Source organism: Agrobacterium rosae, assembly GCF_002915175.1.
Taxonomy (GTDB): Bacteria; Pseudomonadota; Alphaproteobacteria; order Rhizobiales; family Rhizobiaceae; genus Agrobacterium; species Agrobacterium rosae.
On record NZ_NXEJ01000008.1, the window covers coordinates 245265 to 265144 of the forward strand.

A 19880-nucleotide genomic window follows, 5' to 3' on the forward strand; every position below is an offset into this window, starting at 1 on the left:
AACTTCTCCCAGCAACATCCGAGAATGGACAGGCCATATTTGGCGCAAAGGCGCTTCCGCGTATCGGCAATATCAGAACTCCAAAGACGGAAGAGACGACCCGGTGCCCAAAAGACACCGGGTCGAATCTATTAGCCAGCCTTGGTGGTCGCGAGGTCGTAAGACGCGATCATCGGTGCCTGCTGCGTATTGTTTTCGTCTGCAGGTGTGTACTTAACTTCCATCTTGGTGAAGTTGAGCTTGATTGTCTCAACAGGACGATCACCGCTGGAGTCTACCGAATAGCTGGCGATCAACGTGTTCGTCAGCAGGTACTGGATGTAGGTATTGCCTGGATCACCTGTTGTCACGAGGTGAATCGTTGCCAGTTTGCCCTGACGGCCAGAGCAAGCTTCCTGGAACAGTTTTGTGGAAGACGAGTCGCTGACCTTGGTCAGGATGACTTCCGAAATGGTTGGCTCAGATGCTTCGCGGTTTGCAGCAGAACCAGCAGAGGTGTTCATGTTGCGCACTACGTTCCAGTGAATGGCTTCGATATCCATCCACTTTTTGTGTTCCTGGTGCGTAGCGTCACCTTGGATACCGTCGATCTGCAAATAAATTGGCATACTGTAAGCTCCTGTAATTACTGAAAAGACCTCTTGCTTCGAGGCCGCGTTTGCCTTTCCACTACTGCCGCATGCGTCGGGACTTGCCTTCCGACGCGGCAACTTTATCCGCTGCAACCGGGGCGGCCGCAGTGAATTCATTACTGTCCCCAACCGCTTCCGCACGAATGCAGAACCCGGTTTCATCAAAATCAACGGTGATGTGCTTCACCCTGTCACCCGAGATAACTTTGTCCAGAAAGTAGCTGGACATGGGTGGAAGCAAATCCCTGCCGATCATGATTTCGATGGCGCGTGCGCCGATTTCGCTGGAACCCGACCGTCCCACCAGCGCGTCACGCGCGGCGTCTGAAAGCGTGAGGTTCGTGCCGTATGCGGAGCGAACCCGCTCGGCAATTTTCTCGATTTGAATGTCGACGATGCGCGACAGCTGCTCCGGTCCAAGCGGCATAAACGGCAGAATGACCGTGCGCCCCAGAAAAGCAGGTTTGAAATGCTTCGTCAGCTCAGGCATGAGCAGCGCCTCAAGCGCTTCGCCTTCCGGCATAGTGTCGGGGTCTGCCGCCAGCGCCGTCAACAATTCAGAACCGGTATTGGCGGTCATGAAAATCGTGGTATTCTTGAAATCTATATCCCGACCTTCGCCGTCTTTGAGCATGCCCTTATCGAAAACCTGATAAAATATATCCTGCACACCGGGATGCGCCTTATCGATCTCATCCAGCAGCAACACCCCGAATGGACGGCGGCGCACGGCCTCGGTCAGAACGCCACCCTCACCGTAGCCGACATAACCGGGCGGCGAACCCAGAAGCAGCGAAACCTTATGCTCTTCCTTGAATTCGGACATGTTGATGGTCGTGAGATGGCTGTTACCACCGTATAAAAGGTCGGCCAGCGACAAGGCGGTTTCCGTCTTTCCGGTGCCCGACATACCCACGAGCAGGAAGACTGCTGGTGGTCGGCGTGGATCGGACAGGCCAGCGCGCGCGGCGCGCATGGCGTCGGCAATACGGCCAATCGCCATATCCTGGCCGATGACACGCTGCTTCATCCGCTCATCCAGGGACTTTGCGCTCTCGATTTGATCGGCCAGCAACTTTCCAAGCGGAATACCAGTCCAGCGTGAGACGACCGATGCAATCATTTCACGATCAACGACCGTGGGAACCAGCTTCTCGTTACCGTTACCCGGCCCGATAGCCACAGGCCGCAGTGGCGCCACGTTGGGCGCATCGGTTATGGGCGCGTCGCCTTCCAACAATTCGGTGATCTCGGCATCGTAGCGCGCTCGAAGGCCATTGATTGCAGCTTCGAGATTGCTTATTTCCGCGCTTATCGCGTCAATCCGGGATTTCGTTTCTTCATCGGCAGGCTCACGGGAGAGCCACTCTTGCTCTGTGCTGAGCAATTGCCTTTCGCTCTCCATGGATCGAAGTTTTTCAGGCAATGTTTGCCGGGCAAGCGATACGGCAGCGGACGCAGTGTCCAGAAGGCTGACGGCTTTATCCGGCAACTGACGGGACGGCATGTAACGCGCGGACAGTTGCACCGCCGCAACGATCGCCTCGTCCCGTATGATCACGCCGTGATGCTTGACGAACGTATCGGCGATACCGCGCAGCATGCGAATGGCCGTCGCCTCATCCGGTTCGCGGACATGCACGGGCTGGAAACGTCGGGTCAGAGCCGCGTCTTTCTCAAAATACTTCTTGTACTCGCTCCATGTCGTTGCAGCGACCGTGCGGACCTCGCCACGGGCGAGGGCGGGCTTGAGAATATTTGCCGCATCACCCTGCCCTGCGGCACCGCCGGTACCGACAAGACCATGCGCTTCATCGATGAAGAGGATAATGGGCTCCGGGGACCGCTTGACGGCATCGATGACGCCATGGAGGCGTCGCTCGAACTCGCCCTTGACACCGGCACCAGCCTGAAGAAGTGACAGATCGAGCGTCAGCAGACTGACATTCCTCAGCTTTTCAGGAACATTGCCAGAAACGATCTCCAGCGCCAGCGCCTCTGCGACAGCTGTCTTGCCGACGCCAGCCTCTCCAACGAGAATGGGATTGTTCTGGCGACGTCTGGTCAGAATATCGACCATCTGCCTCAGTTCGTCGTCACGCCCGATGACAGGGTCCAACTTACCCTGACGCGCATCTTCAGTCATGTCCTGAGTGTAGAGGCGAAGGAAATCGTTCTGATCTTTACCGTGCGAAGCACCGACAACCGCGTCATCACTCGATGAAACGTGATTGGCCCCCTCCTCACGAAGCTGCTCCAACGCAGCGCGATCCATCAGCTTGAGCGCGGGGAAAGCGGCGCGCACAAGACTGCGCAACGACGTCTCCTCATCGAGAGCCAGCAGAAAGTGGGTCAGTGCAATGTGGGATCGCCCGTCCTGCAACGAGGCGAGCAACCAAGCCTCCCGCCCAGCAGTCAGGATATTCTGCGACAGCGACAGCGCCTCACCGTCACCGACGGCCGCATCGTCAAGCGCTTGGTCAATTTGAGCGCGAAGATCATCTCTGGAAATTTTCAACCGTTCAAAGGTGTTAGCGAATGCATCATTATCTACAACCGCACTCAACCAATGAGCAATATCAACGAACTGATGACCGCGTCGGACAGCGACGGATGCTCCCGTTTCAAGCGATACACGCAAGTCAGGCTCAAGCGCTTCTACCAGGCGGTTGAGATCAATATGCGACATGCAGCGAGCCTCCGGATTGGATCATTCCACAACGTGACGTGGCATAGTTAGGTTGATGAAACTCACTTGTCCAGCAAAAGTTGCTTTTTTATTTGACGAGTTTAAAACCAAGTCGCCACAATTTCGCCTAATTTTTCATAAGTCTGTTTAGTGAATAACCTTACGTAACGGAAGTAACTGACACATATCTATCATACTTAATGAGGGATAAACTGACATTGGACACACAAGAGTCGGTACATAATATAGAATATTTAAGTGATTGCGGAGAAAATATTCGAAGCAATGCAAGAACTCGTGAACTATACTATAGAATTAAGGATGAAAGAAACCAAGCCCGCGCAGAAGAACGCACTGTTTCACCCCAAGAAGTTCTAAGAGTTTCCAGCAACTGGATTGAAGTCAGCAATCTCGGATTGCATATTATATATTCTGAAAGCCGTGACGTTGAAATATTGGCATGGCTTGCGGAAGCAGAGCTAAGGCTAAAAGGCTTTCACGGTCTGCGGGAAGTTTATCGGGTGACATATGATATATTTTGCAACCAGTGGGACTCGCTTCACTCAATTAGTGACGATGACAACGAAGAGAAATTCGCTCCTTTCGCCGGATTGAACGGCATTGGAAGTGAGGGAACGCTAATACAGCCGTTGCGTCTCAGCTCCCTCATTCCGGGTGGCAAGTTTGGCGAACATACGCTGTGGGATTTCCAGCTGGCGCAGCGATCTTCTGAAACGAAACGCAAGGAAGAACTCTATAATGCCGCTTCCGAAGCGGGCATTGCAGCCATGTCTTCGCATCTGGCAGATGTGAATGCGTGTCTCTCGACATTTGATGACATAGCCAAGATTTTGTCTGAACGGTGTGGACACAACGCGCCAGCCAGCTCGAACATCCGAAACATTCTGATCGAGGCCGCATCCGCGATTCGCACGTTGGGCGGACGGGACGACGCGCAGCCTGCCGTTGCAAACAATGCACGGATAGCGGATAGTGATTCCGCATCGATACAGCCCGAAGTTCCTAAAAAATCATCATCTGGCACAGAAGAAATCGCTTCACGTGACCAGGCATTTGAAACTCTTCTTACAGTTGCGCGTTATTTCCGCCGGACGGAGCCGCATTCTCCGATATCGCTGGCAATTGAAACACTGGTCCGCAGGGGGCGCATGGATTTTTCAGAACTGCTCGCAGAGCTTTTGCCGGAAGTGCAGGCACGCCACGCCGTTTTGACGGCAGCTGGAATAAAGCCCGAGAGCGAGAACAACGGAAAATAGTGAAACCAGGGGAGATGCGACGCTCCCTATAGTCAGCAATGCCGATACGGCATCAAGGAGGTTTGAATGGCAAGTGTACATGAGAAGCTGGAGCGGGTTCGCAAACCTCGCGTTCACATCAAGTACGAAGTAGAAACCGAAGGCGCGATGGTGGTCAAAGAACTGCCGTTCGTCGTTGGTGTTCTGGGCGATTTTTCCGGTAATCCAACACAGCCCCTGAAACCATTTGGCGAGCGAAAGTTCGTCCAGGTAGACCGGGATAACTTCGACGAAGTCATGCGCCGCATGACACCTGGCCTCAACATTGCCGTCCCCAACACGCTTCAAGACGATGGCACGGATATCCAAGTCAATCTGAAGTTCGAGAGCATGGACGACTTCCTGCCCGCATCTGTTGTCGAGCAGGTACCAGCGCTCAAAGCGCTTCTGGATGCACGCAACGAACTGCGCGACCTGTTGTCGAAAGCCGATCGTTCCGAAGATCTGGAGCGGCTTCTAGAAGACATCCTCCAGAACAAGACCGATCTCGGAAAGCTCGTATCCGAATTGAAAGAGAAAAACAGTGCGGGCACCTGACCTCGAAACCTGAGGACTGCTTCGTTGAGATGCCCCGGCGCACGGGGCTTCACCTGTTCTAGCGGCAAAACAAGACAAGAGCCGCATTTGGAAGGATTGAAACATGAGCGCTGAAAGCCTGCTGAAAAACGAGGCACAGACAACGACCACCGAAGAAAACGGCCTGCTGGCCAAGGTGGTTGCCGCGACACGTCAGACCGAACCGGACCGCGCACAGAACCTGCTGCGCACGCTGACAGATCAGGCCCTGAAGGGTACGGTCAAGTATGACCGGAACCTGACCGTAACGCTGAACCATGCGATTGCCGAAATCGATAAGGCGATTTCCGCCCAGCTCGCGGCCATCATGCAGGCACCGGAGTTCGCGAAGCTCGAAGGCACATGGCGCGGTCTGAATTATCTCGTGAAAAACTCGGAAACCAGCGTCAACCTCAAGATTCGCGTGCTGAACGCTTCCAAGCGTGACGTGGGACGCGATCTCGAAAAGGCCGTTGAATTCGACCAGTCCAGACTGTTCAAATCCATCTATGAAGATGAATTCGGTACCCCAGGCGGCGAGCCGATGGGTGCCATCATCGGCGACTACGAATTCGACAACTCGTTTGACGATGTTCAGCTTCTGCAAGGCGTGTCGATGATCGCCGCTGCGGCATTCGCACCGTTTATTTCGGCTGCGAGCCCGCGCATGTTCGGCTTCGAAGACTATCGCGATCTGGCTCGTCCGCGTGATCTCGAGAAGATTTTCGACACCGTCGAATATGCCAAGTGGCGCAGCTTCCGCGAAAGCGACGATTCGCGTTTCGTCACGCTGGCCCTGCCCCGCGTGCTTGCCCGTATGCCTTACGGCCCGAAGACGAACCCGGTTGACGAGTTCGCCTATGACGAAACACGCGGTTCCGCCAACGGCGATTTGCAGCATGATGAATATTGCTGGATGAACGCCGCCTACGTCATGGGCACAAAGCTGACAGACGCCTTTGCCAAGAACGGCTGGTGCACGGCCATTCGTGGTGCAGAAAATGGCGGCAAGGTCGAGAACCTTCCCATGCATGTCTTCTCCAGCGATGATGGCGATCTGGATCTGAAGTGCCCGACAGAAGTCGGCATCACCGACCGTCGCGATGCCGAACTGGGCAAGCTGGGCTTCCTGCCACTCTGCCACTACAAAAACACAGATTATGCCGTGTTCTTCGGCGCGCAGACCGCCCACAAGCCCAAGCTTTATGACCGCCCTGAGGCGACGGCCAATGCTGCAGTCTCTGCGCGTCTGCCATATATGATGGCGACCTCGCGTTTTGCGCATTATCTGAAGGTCATGGGCCGCGACAAGATCGGCTCCTTCATGGAAGCATCCGATTGCGAAGTCTGGCTGAACCGCTGGATTTCCAACTACGTCAACGCCAACGACGTGGCTGGCGAAGAATCGCGTGCGAAGTACCCTCTGCGCGACGCGAAGGTGACCGTTCAGGAAATTCCCGGCAAGCCTGGTGCCTACAACGCCGTCGCCTGGATGCGCCCTTGGTTGCAGATGGAAGAACTGACGACCTCGTTGCGTATGGTCGCCCGCATTCCAACCAAGAACTGAGCCGGATGGAGGGGCAGCAATGCCCCTCACCCATCGCATACCCGCCCGGAGCCCATTCATGACGCACAGGTCCGTTTCGGACATACGCAGTCAGGCCGACCAGCTCATCGCCCTTATCGATGACGCTCTCAACGGCCAAGTGAACGCCATCTTGCACCACCCTGAATTTCAGGCGATGGAGGCAAGATGGCGCGGGCTTGCCATGGTAGTGCGCGAAGCCAGCCGCTGCCCGGAAGTGAAAATCAAGCTTCTGAACGCCAGCTGGCGGGAGCTGGCGCGCAGCATGGAGCGGGCAACGGATTTCGACCAGAGCCATCTGTTCGAGATCATTTACAACAGAGAATTCGGCATGCCTGGCGGTGAACCGGTGGGGCTTCTGGTGGGAGACTATACGTTCTCTCCCGAGGATTTCGAGGGCATCGATTCCATTACGACCTTGTCGCAAATCGGCATGGTCGCCGCCGCCGCATTCTGCCCATTCATAGCCGCAGCGGCCCCTTCTGCCGTAGGCTTGGAAGATTTCTCCGAGCTGAGCCGCGTTCATGATTTCTCATGGCTGAAACAAGAGAAGACCCGCCTTCGCTGGAATGCACTTCGTGCCCGCGACGATAGCCGTTTCGTGGGGCTGGTCGCGCCACGTATTCTGCTGCGCTCGCCCCACAAACCATACTCGCGTCGTCGCGAAGACCCGTTTCCATTTCGCGAACACATCGCGGAAAATGGTGAGACGCTGCTGTGGGGCAATGCAGCTTTTGCTTTCGCGTCTGTCGTGGTGCGCAATTTCACGGACTCCGGCTGGTTCGCCGATATCAGAGGCGTGACGCAGGACGAGGTGGACGGCGGCATGTTGTCCCACTCTCAACTGCCTCCGCTCGATCTTGGCATCGAGAGCAATGGCCTATCGGCACAGCCGCCCGTGGAAATGCAGCTGACGATGGGACAGGAACAGCAGTTCTCCGATCTCGGCATCGTACCGGTGTCGACCACCTATCTTTCCAGCATGGCGATTTTCAACGCCAACCAGTCGCTCCACGCGCCCGGTCATTATTCCAAGGAAAGCGCGCGGCAGAACGCAAGGCTTGCGGCGATGCTGCAATATGTACTCTGCGCTTCGCGGTTCTCACATTACCTCAAAGTCATCATGCGCGATGACATCGGCCAGTTGAGCGATGCCATAACCATCGAGCGAAAGCTGGAAAACTGGCTGTCGTCCTACACTCTGGGCAATGACGATGCGGAGGCATCGTTGCGCACACGCTATCCCTTGCGCTCCGCCGGTATCAGCGTTTTCGAAATTCCCGGAAAACCGGGCAGCTTTTCCTGCACCGTCCGTCTCCAGCCGCATTTCCAGCTGGATGATGTTTCCACCAGTTTCCACCTCATTGCCGAAACGACCACGCATACGGCGTCAATCGCCCGGTCCCCGGCTGAGCCACAAAGGATACCCGCATGACATTGCGCGACGATATCTCCCGCCTGCTTGATGCAGACCAACTTGATGAAGCCATCATCAAGGCCAAGGACCACGTCAAGACTGCCCCTTCGGACAAGGAAGGCCGCAACCTGTACATCGATCTGCTGATCCTTGCCGGAGAGTACGAAAAGGCCGATGCGCAGTGCAATCTGGCAGCCACATTCGCACCCCAGGATGCGGTAGGGTTTTCGCTGTTCCGTCACCATCTGCGTGCCATGGCGGCGCGCGTAGCATGGTTTGAAACCGGTGCGGTGCCTGATTTCACCCATGGCCCGTCCGAACTGGACCAACTCGCCATCAAAGCCAACATTGCCGCACGCGACGGCAAGGCGGATGAGGCAACGCAGGCGCTTTTGGAACTGGACGAGAAGCGTGCCGAAACCTCCATCCTTCTGAATGACAGCAAGGCTGGCGATATCCGTGATCTCGACGACCGTATTCCGCACGCGCTGGAGGTTTTGACCAACGGCGGTAAATATTTGTGGATCGATTTCAGCCGGATCGACACGCTGGTCATCGAGCCCATGACGCGCCCGCGTGATCTGGCGTTCCGCTCGGCAGAGATCACCCTATTGGATGGTGCCATCGCATCGGTGTTGCTGCCAGCGGTCTATTATGGTGCGGACAAGACGACGCCGTTGCTGCTGGGTCGCGAAACCCTGTGGAACGACGATGGCCCTCTGGTGACGGGGCGTGGCCAGCGCTGCCTGTTGATCGGTGACGATCTGGTGCCGTTCCACGAAATTTCCAGCCTCTCGGCGGATGCGGGTACCGAAGAAAGGCAGACTGCGCGTGGTTGATCCTCTGGAGCAATATCGCCCAAAGCAAAGAACTCTTGCCCGCTCGGTGCTGGACCGATTGCTGGACGATGCGCCGGATATGGAAAACGACCCGCCTGCGAGCCTGTCAGATCAGGTCCGTGAGATGCGCGAAGTCATTCGCCGTGATCTTGAATCCCTGCTCAACACACGACGCAATCCTGCCGGGCCGCCAGCAGATTTCAAAGAGTTGACGGATGCTCTGGTCAGCTATGGCGTGGACGGCATTCTCGCCGCCAATCTCGTAACAGACGCCTCCAAGGCAAAGCTCGCCCAGACGATAGAGCGGCGGATATCCATGTTCGAGACACGCCTTGCCGATGTGCGCGTATCGATCATGAAGAACCGGATGGATGGCGACAGGGCGTTGCGTATGCGCATTCAGGCGACGTTCCGTCTGCATGAAGGCATGCCGCCAATCAGCTTCGAATCCAAGATAGACCCATCGACCCAACGCTTTTTGGTGGAGGCAAGCAATGGCTGATGGCTTTCTCGAAAAATACAATGACGAGCTCTTTGCGCTGAGAAAACGCGCGTCCCGTTTTGCGGCGGCGTTCCCGAAGATCGCAGGCCGGTTACGGATGACGGGCGAGGTCGCCGACGACCCCCATGTCGAGCGGCTGATACAGAGCTTTGCATACTCCGCAGCGCGCGTGCGCCAGAAGCTGGATGACGAGTTCCCGGAGCTCTCCGATAGCCTGCTGGAAACGCTCTATCCGCATTATCTCGCACCGCTGCCATCCATGAGCGTCGTTCATTTTGCCCCCAGCCCGGCACTGACGACGGTACAGGCGCTGCCACGGCACAGCGAAATTCTGGCTGAGCCTATCGGCGGCGAAAGCTGCAAATTCCGCACTACGCAAAGTATTGACATCGTCCCTTTGGAGATTACGGCAGCGTCACTTGTCAGCCAGCCCATCGACGCGCCTTTTTTCGCGTCATCGGCGGGCGCTGCAAGTTGCCTGAAACTGTCATTGCGCACCACCTCACCTCGTCCCGCAACATTTCGCGAGATAGGACTGACATCGTTACAGATATTCATTTCATCGGCATGGCAGCAGGCGACGGCGCTCTATGAACTTCTGGCGAACCATTGCGTCGGGATATCGCTTGCTCAGCATTCCGAAGACCGCAATGCCATCTTCTTACCCGCGGCCAATCTCAAACCCTCAGGCTTTGCCCGAGATCAGGCGATGCTGCCCTACCCCGCCAACAGCTTCGACGGATACCGGCTGCTGACGGAGTTCTTCGCGCTGCCGCAGAAGTTTCTGTTTCTGGATATCGAAGGCCTCGACCAATGGAGCGGTGGAGATTGCGAGCTTTACATCTACCTCGACGCCGCAGAAACGCGGCTTGAGCGTATGGTTTCCGCCAAGGATTTCGTGCTTAACGCATCGCCCGTCATCAACCTGTTCAAGCAAAGCTGCGAGCCCTTGAGCCTCGATGGCACACGGACGGAATATCGCCTGCTGCCCGACGCCCGGCGTCAGAGGACGCGGGAAATCTACGGCGTCGAAGATGTGGAACTGACGAGCCGCACAGGCCAGATCGAAAAGACGTCGCCATTCTTCGGTCGCACGCAAAGAAGCAATGGATCCAACGTATTTTGGCAAAGCTATCGCCGCTTCGACGATGATGACGGCTCGTCCGATACCGACATCGCTTTTGTCGATCAGCAGCGTGGGCCGCTGGGTCCGCTTGATGTCGTGGCCAGCGTCAGCACGCTGTGCATCAATCGAGAACTGCCCAGCCAATTGCCATTCGGCGGCGGGCATCCTTTCCTGCAACTCGCAGCAGGAAATGAGGCGGTTAATTCCGTTCATGCGTTGATGCCGCCAACAGCAGCCGTTCGAATGAACGAGCGTTCTGCGCGCGAATGGCGGCTGGTCTCGCATCTTCTCCTCAACCATCTGTCGCTGTTCGACAATGGCGGCGCCCCGCTGAAGGACATTCTCTCCCTTTATGCCTTCAGAGATACGCCAGAGACCCGCCAACTGGTGGAGGCCATCACTTCGGTCGAAGCGCGCAACTCACATGCCAGAATTGGCTCAGCGATGGTGCCGGGGACAGACATCACCCTAGAGTTCGACCCTGCCTTGATAGACCGAGCCGCAGCGTTCGTATTCGCGAGCGTGCTGAACCATTTCTTCGGCCTCTACACGTCGATCAACAGCTTTACCCGCCTGACCGCAACCATGCGCGGCCAATCCGAACCTCTTGCCCGGTGGCCTGCCCGTGCGGCAGACCGCCCGTTGCTATAGGAGTTCGCGATGCAGCCTCAAGCCATCGACATGCGTGAAAAACAGGCAGAACTGCTGGCAAACGATCCCGGCAGCTTCGATCCTGCGACAGCATTTCGTGTAGCGCAGCATCTTGTCCAGCAGGATGAATTGACCATTGGTTCTCACAACGGCGCGCGCCCGACGCCCGTTGCGATCAGCGGCTACCGCAGCAAGAATGGCAAAGCGGAACTGCGCTCCGCATTCGCACCTATCATCGGTCCGCTTGGTTCATTGCCGCCGAGTTATAGTGAATTGCGGCAGCGCGAAGAACGCAATCGTTCCAAGGCGTTGACCAGCTTCTTCAATCTGTTCGCGGCTCGCTTCAGCGAACTTTTCGTCTCTGCGACAGAAAAATACCGGCTGGCGCGCGAACTGCGCTGGACCCCGAACCCTGAAAACAACGCCTTTCGCAAAACACTGCTTTCGCTGACCGGCTTCGGCACTACGGGTCTCAGCGCGAAGGTGGGCGTCAAGGAAGACGTATTGCTGCGTTTCAGCGGTTTGCTGGCAAATCGCAACCGCAACGCAACGGCCCTGACGTCGATGCTACGTGAATTCACAGGGCTCGATGTCACCATCGAGCAATTTCGCAGACGCTGGGTGCCACTTCCGCTGCACGAGCAAAGCAGGATGGGGCAGCCCGGCGGTTTGCGGCTTGGGCAAAACGTCACGGCTGGAAGTGCCATCGAAGATTTCAGCGGCGGCTTCCGCATAGTCCTTGGCCCTGTCGGCTATGCGGATTATCTGGCTTTGACACCCGGCTCGAAGCGGCTTGCGGAAATCTTCGCCGTCACACGGCTTTTTGTCGGCAGTGCTTTCGAGTTCGACATTCAAGTCATTTTGAAAAAAGAGGATGTGCCTTTCTGCCAGCTGGGTCAGGCAGATGCACCGGCACGGCTGGGGTGGAACAGCTGGGCCCGCCTTGCCCCAGCGGCAAAAGACAGCACCGACGCAATCGTAACCGAGCGCGAAGGCTCGGCACTTTCAGCGTGAGGATGACATCATGAAACTTGTTCTGAAAGAAAAACAGGTTAACGGAAGTGCAACGCCCACCCTGTGGAGCTTCGAGCAGGGCAGACGTGTGATAGGACGTTCCACCGATTGCGACTGGCAGGTCAATGACGATGCGCGCCGGGTTTCCAAGCAGCATTGCACACTGAGCTGCGACCGCGAGGGGTTCTCCATCACCGACCAGAGCGCGAACGGCACGCAGGTCGATGGTCGTCTCTTGCTGGAAGGTGAAACCGTTCGCCTGCAAAACGGCTCACAGATCGGCATCGGCGGACAGACATTCGACGTCATCATCAGCGGCGAGGCCGAACTGGAATATGGTGATCCTGAAAGTTCGCTCCGCGTCAGCGACGAGCATATGACGATATCGGCCATTCTGGCGGACATCGCGCCAAATGGCCGCTCGGCACGGGGCGTCATTGCCGGTGGTGCCTCCAACGACGATTGGCCGGACACGGCACCCGACCTGACCGGCAAGAAAACCAAGTCCATTTCCCGCAATGTCGAGGTCGGCTGGAATGCCCCTCCTTCGACTGCAGGTGTCGGCACTGTTTTGCCCAATGACTGGAACGAAGAGCCGGTGGAAAGCTCCAAGCACGAGCACACCGATGCCATGAACATTCCGGTACTGGTCTCACGACCAAAAAAGAAAGTACCCGTCGAGGATTTCGACGCGGTCTTCATGGGTGGGGACGACGAGGAGACGGAGATTGAGCCGACAGCCGCAGCTGTGCCTGTCACGAGCGACCCTATCGATGACCTTCTGGTTCAGATGGAAAAGGAAAGCGCCGAATGTCTTTCCATCCTCGACATCGACCAGACGGCCATCGGCGCTGAGACCCATGAGACATCGCCACGGGCACGGCTCGAAGGCCTTATTCGCCAGCAAAGGCTGCTGGCCTCGTCTCTGGAAATTCTGATCCGAACCTGTACGCAAAAACTCGAGCCGCGATTGATCGAAGCCAAGGCTGACGCCCAAAACGACTGGCGCGACAAGATTGCACACAAGGAATGGCGGGCTCTGATCCAGAGGACCGATTACTGGTCTACTTTCAAAAAGAACTTCGAAGAAGATGGCCGTCAAATGCCGGTCAGAGAGTTTCTTCAGCGCGCAGCACGGGGCGAGGCTGCGCCTGATGAAGCGCTTCAACCAAATACCAAGGGGGTAAGCAGACAAAATGAGGCATGAAAACCGGGTTGCCTGGAGCGAAGGCATGTTCCTTCGCGTTCAACATTTTCAGCAATCGGACCGTTGGACGGAGCGACTGGTCCGCAATACTACGCGCAACCTTTCGCCCTATCCCTGGGGTGTAGCGGAAATCGGCATCGATCGAAGCGCACTGGCTATCGGGCAGTTTGCGCTTTCGAACCTGCGAGGCATATTGCCCGATGGAACGCCGTTCGAAGCGCCTGAGGATTCTGATCTACCGCCGCCGCTGGATCTGGATGAAGGCGTCAAGAACGCAATCGTCTATCTGGCGCTTCCAGCCCGTCAGCCAGGCAAGGCCGATATGTCCAGCGGTGCCAAGGCCGATAGCAACAGCGTGCGCGTCGTGGCCACCACATACGAAGTATCAGATGCCAATGTCGATACGGATTTCATAGCCCCTATCGATGTCGGGCGCTTGAGCCTCAAATTCCTCAAAACCGGCGACGATCTTTCTGGCTATGACCTCATCGGCTTGGCGCGGGTCATCGAGGTGCGCTCTGACCGCGCGGTCATTCTCGATCCGGATTTCATTCCGCCGATCCTCAACTGCGCAGCCTCATCGCGCCTCTCTGAATTGCTGACAGAACTCCTCGGTATCGTCCGGCATCGAGCACAGGCAATCTCCGAACGTATAGGTGATCCGACCATTCGCGGCACCGCAGAAGTCGGCGATTATTTTCTGCTGCAAATTCTCAATCGTGCCGATCCGCTGCTGGCTCACCTTTCCGCCAATGCCACGCGGTTTCACCCCATCCGGTTCTACGAGGACTGCATTCAACTGGCCGGTGAACTTGCCACATTCACCACGGATAAAAAGCGCGCGACGGATTTTCCGCCCTATCGCCATGACGATCTGAAGGCGAGCTTTGCCGCCGTGTTCGATGATCTGCGAACGTCGCTTTCCGCCGTTCTGGAACAGGCGGCTGTTGCCATCGAACTGGTGGAGCGCAGACACGGTGTGCGTGTCGGCACCATTCACGACCGCACGCTGCTGCGCGACTCCGGCTTCGTTCTGGCCGTACGCGCCGATATGTCTGCCGAGGATATTCGCCGCAAGCTGCCAGCCCAGATCAAGGTGGGCCCGGTGGAGCGTATTTCCGAATTGGTCAACGTGGCACTGCCGGGCATTCCCGTGCGGTCGCTGCCGGTCCTTCCGCGCCAACTCCCTTATCGCTCCGGCACGATTTATTTCGAGATCGATACCAAGTCACCTCTTTGGAAGCAGCTTGAAACCTCTGGCGCCATCGCGCTGCATCTCGCGGGTGAATTCCCCGGCCTTGAGATGGAAATGTGGGCATTACGCGAATGAGCAACGACAAGCCCTCTTCATGGCAGGATTTACCGACGGTGGTTGAGATCACCGACGAAAGCCGCCTTCGAAACAAAAACGCTCGCAACATGGCGGCCATTCTCGATGACATCATCGAGACAGATGTCGTGCCAGCCCGCACAGGACGCAGCGACAATTCGCTACCGATCGACGCGCTGCTCTCCAATTTCCGCTTCGGCGGCGAAGAGGTGCCGACACTGGTGCAGTCGGCAGCGCCTCTGCTGAACCTCGCGCATGTGTTGCGCTTCAGCGATGCCGAGCCGGACCCGGAGCATTTGCGGCGCGCCTGCATGGAAGCCATCACGCGATACGAGCGCGACCTAGGTTCCGCCCGCATCAGCCCCGAACGCGCCAGAGCCGCCCATTATGTGGTCTGCGCCACCGTTGACGATGTCATCTTGAGCAAGCCCTGGGGCGTGCGCGCCGGCTGGGCCCGCTCCGGGCTCGTCTCTACCTTCCACAATGATGTCACCGGCGGTGATCGCGTATTCGATATTCTCGACCATTTCCACCAGTCTCCGGGTGCCAACAAAGATCTTCTGCTGCTGCTTTATCTCTGCCTTTCACTGGCATTCGAAGGACGCACACGCGTCTCCGCCAAAGGCGCGCTGGAGCTTTCCCGCATCCGTGACAGTCTCTATAAGACGCTGATCGGCCAATATGGCGTATTCGAGCGTGAGTTGTCTCCGCACTGGCAGGGTGTCGAGGCGCGGCACACGCCGTTGCGCACCATGGCGGCGCTTTGGACCCTGCTGTCACTGATCGCACTGGCCTTTGCCTTCGGCTACCTGTTCTTCACCCTGTCTTTGAACAGCGCATCCGATACCACATTTGAGCGGCTGGCATCGTTGCCTCCCACCGACACGCCGAGTGTGCTAATCACAACGCCGCCCGCCCCACCGGAAACACCGCCGGTCAAAGCCGAAGAGCCGAAAGTGGAGCCACCAAGGATCGTTGAGCTGCCGAAACCGACGCGGCTGGATAATCTGATGGCGTTCCTCCAGCCGGAAGTTCAGAAAAATCTGGTGACGCTGGCGAATGTGAACGGCCGTCTTCGCGTGCGTATCAACAATTCCGGTCTGTTCAGTGTCGGCAGCGCCGATGTCAGCCCGCAATTCCGCGATCTCATCCAGCGTATTGGCGGCGCACTTGCTGCCGACAAATTCCGAGCGGTGGTTATCGGCTATACGGACAATGTGCCGATCAAGACCATCCAGTTCCCGTCGAACTGGCATCTTTCGGAAGCCCGGGCGAAGGCGGTGGGCGATATTCTCTCCACCTTCACCGGCCCCGAAGCCATCCTGACCGAGGGCCGCGCCGACAGCGATCCAATTGCCGATAACAATACGGCGGAAGGTCGGGAGAAGAACCGCAGAACAGAGATCATGGTGCTGACCAATCCCGGCGAGCAACTCAGCGAAGCGGGCATTCTTTCCCCCGCGATAACAACGACAACCGGACAGCAACCAGGTGAGGCCCAGCAATGAATCCGCTGAGTTATTTTTATACGATCCGGTCATATGTCGATAGCTACGCGGCCCTCATCGGCAGGCGGTTCATTTCGTTGCTGTGGGCGGTCGCACTTTGCGTCGTCATCTGGTTTTACGGATATCTGGTCGCCTTCGGTACGTTCAAACCTTTCGGCACGACGCAGGCGCGCCTGATTGCCATCGGCATCATATTGCTGATCTGGGTGGTCTATATCGTCATTACGGCCTACCGCGCCCGCAAGCAGGACAAGGAACTTGTCGATAGCATCGAGCAGGAAGCGCTGAACAACCGAAATGCCGAAGTCGGCGAGATACAAACCCGGCTGAAAGAAGCGCTTGCACTCTTGCGCCGCGTCACAAAGAAGCGGTTCGGCTATATCTACGATCTGCCCTGGTATGTGATCTTCGGCGCTCCCGGTTCCGGTAAAACCACGGCACTTACCAATTCCGGCCTGCAATTTCCTCTGGGTGATGCGCTTGGCGAAAGTGCCGTGAAGGGCATTGGAGGAACGCGAAACTGCAATTGGTGGTTCACCGATGAGGCGATTCTCATCGATACCGCAGGCCGATACACGACACAGGACGACCTCGACGGCTCGTCCAAGGCAGGCTGGGAAGGCTTTCTCAACCTTCTGCGGCGCTATCGTCGCTCCCAGCCGATCAACGGTGCGCTCGTAACCCTGTCCATCCACGACCTTTTGACGCGTGACCCGGAAGAGCAACGTCAGGAGCTTCGCTCCATCCGCCAGAGGCTATCGGAACTGGACGAATATCTACACGCCCGCGTGCCTGTTTATGTCGTGCTGACAAAGGCCGACCTTCTGGATGGCTTCATCGAGTTTTTCGATGGCTTCAACAAAACGGATCGTCATCAGGTCTGGGGTACGACATTTAAGCTGGACGAAAGCTATTCCGCACAGGATCTGCCGCAGCGTTTTCTCGAAGAATTCGAGCTGTTGCAACAGCGTGTCGACGCGATGCTGATCGAGCGTTTGCAGCAGGAACAGAATGCCGAAATACGGGGGCGCATCTTCCGCTTCCCAGCAGAGCTGTCCAAGCTCAAGGACCGCTTGCATGAAGCATTGAGCGAGCTGTGCGCGAGCTCGCCGCTGATCGAAGCGCCGTTGCTTCGTGGCGTGTACTTTGCGTCCGGTACGCAAGCGGAAGCGGGCACGACTGCCCCGCGCGCCCACCGCAGCTACTTCCTGGTGCGTCTGTTCAAGGAGGTCATTTTTCCGGAAGCGGCGCTCGTCATGCGTGACAAACGCCTGTCCGGCAGGCAGCTTCTGGTCCGGCGCATAGCGTATGGCTTGTCCGTGGCTGTGGTCGCAATCGTCTTTACCGGCTGGATCCTGACCTATTTCTCCAACACGCAGGCGCTGGCTGAAGCGGACCGTAAACTGAATGCTTACCAGCAGCTGGTTCAGGGCATTCAAGTCCGAAACGTATCGGACGCAGACTTCCTGCGCATTCTGCCGGCTCTCGATAACCTGCGCGAAGTCAATTCCGGCTTTGCGAAAGACCGCGTGTGGAATGTTGGTTTCGGGCTTGATCAGGAAGAGAAAATCGCTGGCCGACAGCGCGATGCCTATCAGCGGGCGTTAAACGCACTGCTCCTGCCGCGCATGATCGTGCAATTACAAAAGCAGCTTCAAGACGAGAGCGATGTCACGCGCACGTTCAATTCCCTGAAGTTGTACGGCATGCTTGGGGGTCTCGGTAACCTTGATCGCGATTTCATGACCGTGCAATCGAGGGACATGTTCGCGTCTCTCTATCCCGGAGATGGCAGGGCTGCGGCCCGTGACGCGCTCAATCGTCATGCTCGTGCCTTGGCCGGTGGTGTTCTCGCCCCGATCGAACTCGATGCCAGACTGATTTCCAAAGCGCGCGACACCATCCGTGGCCAGGCAATCGGCGCGCGTGCCTATGATATTCTCGCTGGCCTTCCGCAGGCACGCGAGCTTCCGAACTGGAGCCCGTCTGCTGCTTTCGGCCCGCTGGGCGAACGTGCCGTGGAACGTGAAAGCAAGGCACCGCTGGTGGATGGGATCGAAGGGCTGTTTACCGCTAACGGTTATCGCGGCGTCGTCATCCCGCAAGTCTCCTATGCTTCAAGGGTTGCGCTGTCTGAAGCCTGGGTGCGTGGTTCGGATGACGCAATTCGTGGCGCGACGGTAGAAACTGTGGCGCAGGCCGCTCTCCAGATATATTTCGACCGCTTTGAAAAACGCTGGAACGACCTTCTGACCGATGTGCGCATCAAGCCTTCGCAGAGCCTTGGTGATGCGGTGGAGACAACGCGAATTCTGGCAAATGATCGCAACATCATCATCGAAGCCGCCAAGTCCATCGCCGATGCCACCGACTTGCGTCCCAATGCGGGAGCGAGCTTGACAACCTTGGCATCGACCGCCGACGGTGACAACACGGCAGCGATCCTGTCTGCAACCGTCGATGCGGCTGATCCCTACGCGCGGCTTCGCGAAATGCTGGCAGCGAAAGGGTCTGGTTCATCCGAACAGGCAAACAGCAACGGCGCGAATGGTGGCAAGGAAGCAGGTTCGCCATCGGAACAGCTACTTGCCGATATCAAGGCTTTGCACGAGCAACTGGCACGCTCCTCCACCACATCCGACGAGGTGGCAAAGGTGTTCGATGTGGACAGTCAGTTGACGAAAGCCAATCAGGATCTGTTGCAGGAGGCGCGTCAGCTTCCGGCACCGCTTGACGTTTGGGTTGCCGGACTTGCGGCCGACGTCGGTTCGCTGGCGGTGAAATCCGCACGTGGCCGGATTGCCGATCTCTGGGCGGCGGAGGGAGCATCGCTTTGCTCTTCCATCGTTTCAGGACGTTATCCGTTTGATAGGGCATCTCCAAGAGATGTTGCGATGGCCGATTTCACCCGGCTTTTCGGACCGAAGGGCACTTTCCAGACGTTCTTCAAGCAGCGCATGGAACCCTTCGTCGACAAGACGACAAATCCATGGGGCTGGAAGGGCACGTTTGGCGCAACTGGCATACCGAGCGATGCCATTGCCCAATTCGAGAATGCCGACAAAATTTTACGCGCGTTCTTTCCCAATGGAAGCGAAGTGCCGGCTGTATCGATCAACGTGAAGCCGGTGTCGCTGACGGACGCATCCAGTGCCGTCATGCTGGAAATCGAAGGCGAGCGGGTCGTTTATTATCACGGTCCGGTGCAGGCGAAATCCATCACATGGCCATCTGAGAGCAATTCCGCCAATCTTTCGCGCATCGCTTTCCAGCCCGGTGGCTGGCAGCAGGCGAAAACAGAAAACGGCGACTGGTCGCCATTCCGCCTGTTCGATGATGCAAAAATCGATAATCAGGCAGGCGATTTGTTAAGAGCTAGGTTTGAAAATAGCGGCCAAGTGGCAGAGTTCGATATTCAGTTTGGTTCGGTGCTCAATCCGTTCAGACTGGATGCGCTTGCGAACTTCACCTGCCCGGCTCAATTCTGAGTGACAGATCAATGTCGCGTT

General features: G+C 57.0%; 14 protein-coding genes. 12 read left to right on the plus strand and 2 right to left on the minus strand.

Annotated features, from left to right (window positions below; translation table 11 throughout):
- Positions 1–131: 131 nt before the first annotated feature.
- Both CPJ18_RS17010 and tssH read right to left on the minus strand, forming a co-directional pair.
- A complete protein-coding gene (locus CPJ18_RS17010; protein ID WP_077105103.1) occupies positions 132–608 on the minus strand; it encodes an Hcp family type VI secretion system effector in 477 nt (158 codons plus the stop codon).
- A 61-nt stretch (positions 609–669) separates the two neighbouring features.
- Positions 670–3321 (minus strand): type VI secretion system ATPase TssH, encoded by a 2652-nt coding sequence (gene tssH / locus CPJ18_RS17015; protein WP_103659461.1) that lies wholly within the window; start codon positions 3319–3321, stop codon positions 670–672.
- A 218-nt stretch (positions 3322–3539) separates the two neighbouring features.
- Here tssH and tssA point away from each other — a divergent pair, with 218 nt between their 5' ends.
- From tssA to tssM, 12 genes are all read left to right on the plus strand, one after another.
- Positions 3540–4598 carry a type VI secretion system protein TssA gene (tssA, locus tag CPJ18_RS17020; protein ID WP_245445429.1) on the plus strand — a complete coding sequence of 353 codons (1059 nt, stop codon included), beginning with the start codon at positions 3540–3542 and terminating at the stop codon, positions 4596–4598.
- 66 nt (positions 4599–4664) lie between these two features.
- Positions 4665–5174 carry a type VI secretion system contractile sheath small subunit gene (tssB, locus tag CPJ18_RS17025; RefSeq protein ID WP_077105106.1) on the plus strand — a complete coding sequence of 170 codons (510 nt, stop codon included), beginning with the start codon at positions 4665–4667 and terminating at the stop codon, positions 5172–5174.
- A 103-nt stretch (positions 5175–5277) separates the two neighbouring features.
- The gene (tssC, locus tag CPJ18_RS17030) at positions 5278–6759 is read left to right on the plus strand and encodes a type VI secretion system contractile sheath large subunit (protein ID WP_077105107.1); all 1482 of its coding nucleotides are present in this window, start codon (positions 5278–5280) and stop codon (positions 6757–6759) included.
- A 58-nt stretch (positions 6760–6817) separates the two neighbouring features.
- Positions 6818–8212: a type VI secretion system contractile sheath large subunit gene (tssC, locus tag CPJ18_RS17035; protein ID WP_077105108.1), complete on the plus strand. Its 1395-nt coding sequence runs from the start codon at positions 6818–6820 to the stop codon at positions 8210–8212.
- Positions 8209–9033 carry a type VI secretion system accessory protein TagJ gene (locus tag CPJ18_RS17040; RefSeq protein ID WP_077105109.1) on the plus strand — a complete coding sequence of 275 codons (825 nt, stop codon included), beginning with the start codon at positions 8209–8211 and terminating at the stop codon, positions 9031–9033. Before tssC (CPJ18_RS17035) ends, CPJ18_RS17040 begins: the two co-directional genes overlap by 4 nt.
- On the plus strand, positions 9026–9535 hold the full coding sequence (tssE, locus tag CPJ18_RS17045) for a type VI secretion system baseplate subunit TssE (RefSeq protein WP_077105110.1): 510 nt from the start codon (positions 9026–9028) through the stop codon (positions 9533–9535). The genes CPJ18_RS17040 and tssE overlap by 8 nt, the downstream gene beginning before the upstream one ends.
- Positions 9528–11312, plus strand: a complete 1785-nt coding sequence (gene tssF, locus CPJ18_RS17050) for a type VI secretion system baseplate subunit TssF (RefSeq protein ID WP_103659463.1) — start codon at positions 9528–9530, stop codon at positions 11310–11312. Before tssE ends, tssF begins: the two co-directional genes overlap by 8 nt.
- 9 nt (positions 11313–11321) lie before the next feature.
- Positions 11322–12326 carry a type VI secretion system baseplate subunit TssG gene (gene tssG, locus CPJ18_RS17055; RefSeq protein ID WP_103659464.1) on the plus strand — a complete coding sequence of 335 codons (1005 nt, stop codon included), beginning with the start codon at positions 11322–11324 and terminating at the stop codon, positions 12324–12326.
- Between the two features lie 10 nt (positions 12327–12336).
- Complete coding sequence (locus CPJ18_RS17060) at positions 12337–13533, plus strand: FHA domain-containing protein (RefSeq protein ID WP_103659465.1); 1197 nt, start codon at positions 12337–12339, stop codon at positions 13531–13533.
- Complete coding sequence (gene tssK / locus CPJ18_RS17065) at positions 13523–14863, plus strand: type VI secretion system baseplate subunit TssK (RefSeq protein ID WP_077105114.1); 1341 nt, start codon at positions 13523–13525, stop codon at positions 14861–14863. Before CPJ18_RS17060 ends, tssK begins: the two co-directional genes overlap by 11 nt.
- On the plus strand, positions 14860–16371 hold the full coding sequence (tssL, locus tag CPJ18_RS17070; protein ID WP_103659466.1) for a type VI secretion system protein TssL, long form: 1512 nt from the start codon (positions 14860–14862) through the stop codon (positions 16369–16371). The genes tssK and tssL overlap by 4 nt, the downstream gene beginning before the upstream one ends.
- Positions 16368–19859, plus strand: a complete 3492-nt coding sequence (gene tssM, locus CPJ18_RS17075) for a type VI secretion system membrane subunit TssM (protein WP_103659467.1) — start codon at positions 16368–16370, stop codon at positions 19857–19859. Before tssL ends, tssM begins: the two co-directional genes overlap by 4 nt.
- The last annotated feature ends 21 nt before the right edge of the window (positions 19860–19880 follow it).

Bases quoted from the DNA above. Each gene is read 5' to 3' on its own strand.
- CPJ18_RS17010 (WP_077105103.1), bottom strand. From the start codon at position 608: ATGCCAATTTATTTGCAGATCGACGGTATCCAAGGTGACGCTACGCAC.
- tssH (WP_103659461.1), bottom strand. From the start codon at position 3,321: ATGTCGCATATTGATCTCAACCGCCTGGTAGAAGCGCTTGAGCCTGAC.
- tssB (WP_077105106.1), top strand. From the start codon at position 4,665: ATGGCAAGTGTACATGAGAAGCTGGAGCGGGTTCGCAAACCTCGCGTT.
- tssC (WP_077105107.1), top strand. From the start codon at position 5,278: ATGAGCGCTGAAAGCCTGCTGAAAAACGAGGCACAGACAACGACCACC.
- tssC (WP_077105108.1), top strand. From the start codon at position 6,818: ATGACGCACAGGTCCGTTTCGGACATACGCAGTCAGGCCGACCAGCTC.
- CPJ18_RS17040 (WP_077105109.1), top strand. From the start codon at position 8,209: ATGACATTGCGCGACGATATCTCCCGCCTGCTTGATGCAGACCAACTT.
- tssF (WP_103659463.1), top strand. From the start codon at position 9,528: ATGGCTGATGGCTTTCTCGAAAAATACAATGACGAGCTCTTTGCGCTG.
- tssG (WP_103659464.1), top strand. From the start codon at position 11,322: ATGCAGCCTCAAGCCATCGACATGCGTGAAAAACAGGCAGAACTGCTG.
- CPJ18_RS17060 (WP_103659465.1), top strand. From the start codon at position 12,337: ATGAAACTTGTTCTGAAAGAAAAACAGGTTAACGGAAGTGCAACGCCC.
- tssK (WP_077105114.1), top strand. From the start codon at position 13,523: ATGAGGCATGAAAACCGGGTTGCCTGGAGCGAAGGCATGTTCCTTCGC.
- tssL (WP_103659466.1), top strand. From the start codon at position 14,860: ATGAGCAACGACAAGCCCTCTTCATGGCAGGATTTACCGACGGTGGTT.
- tssM (WP_103659467.1), top strand. From the start codon at position 16,368: ATGAATCCGCTGAGTTATTTTTATACGATCCGGTCATATGTCGATAGC.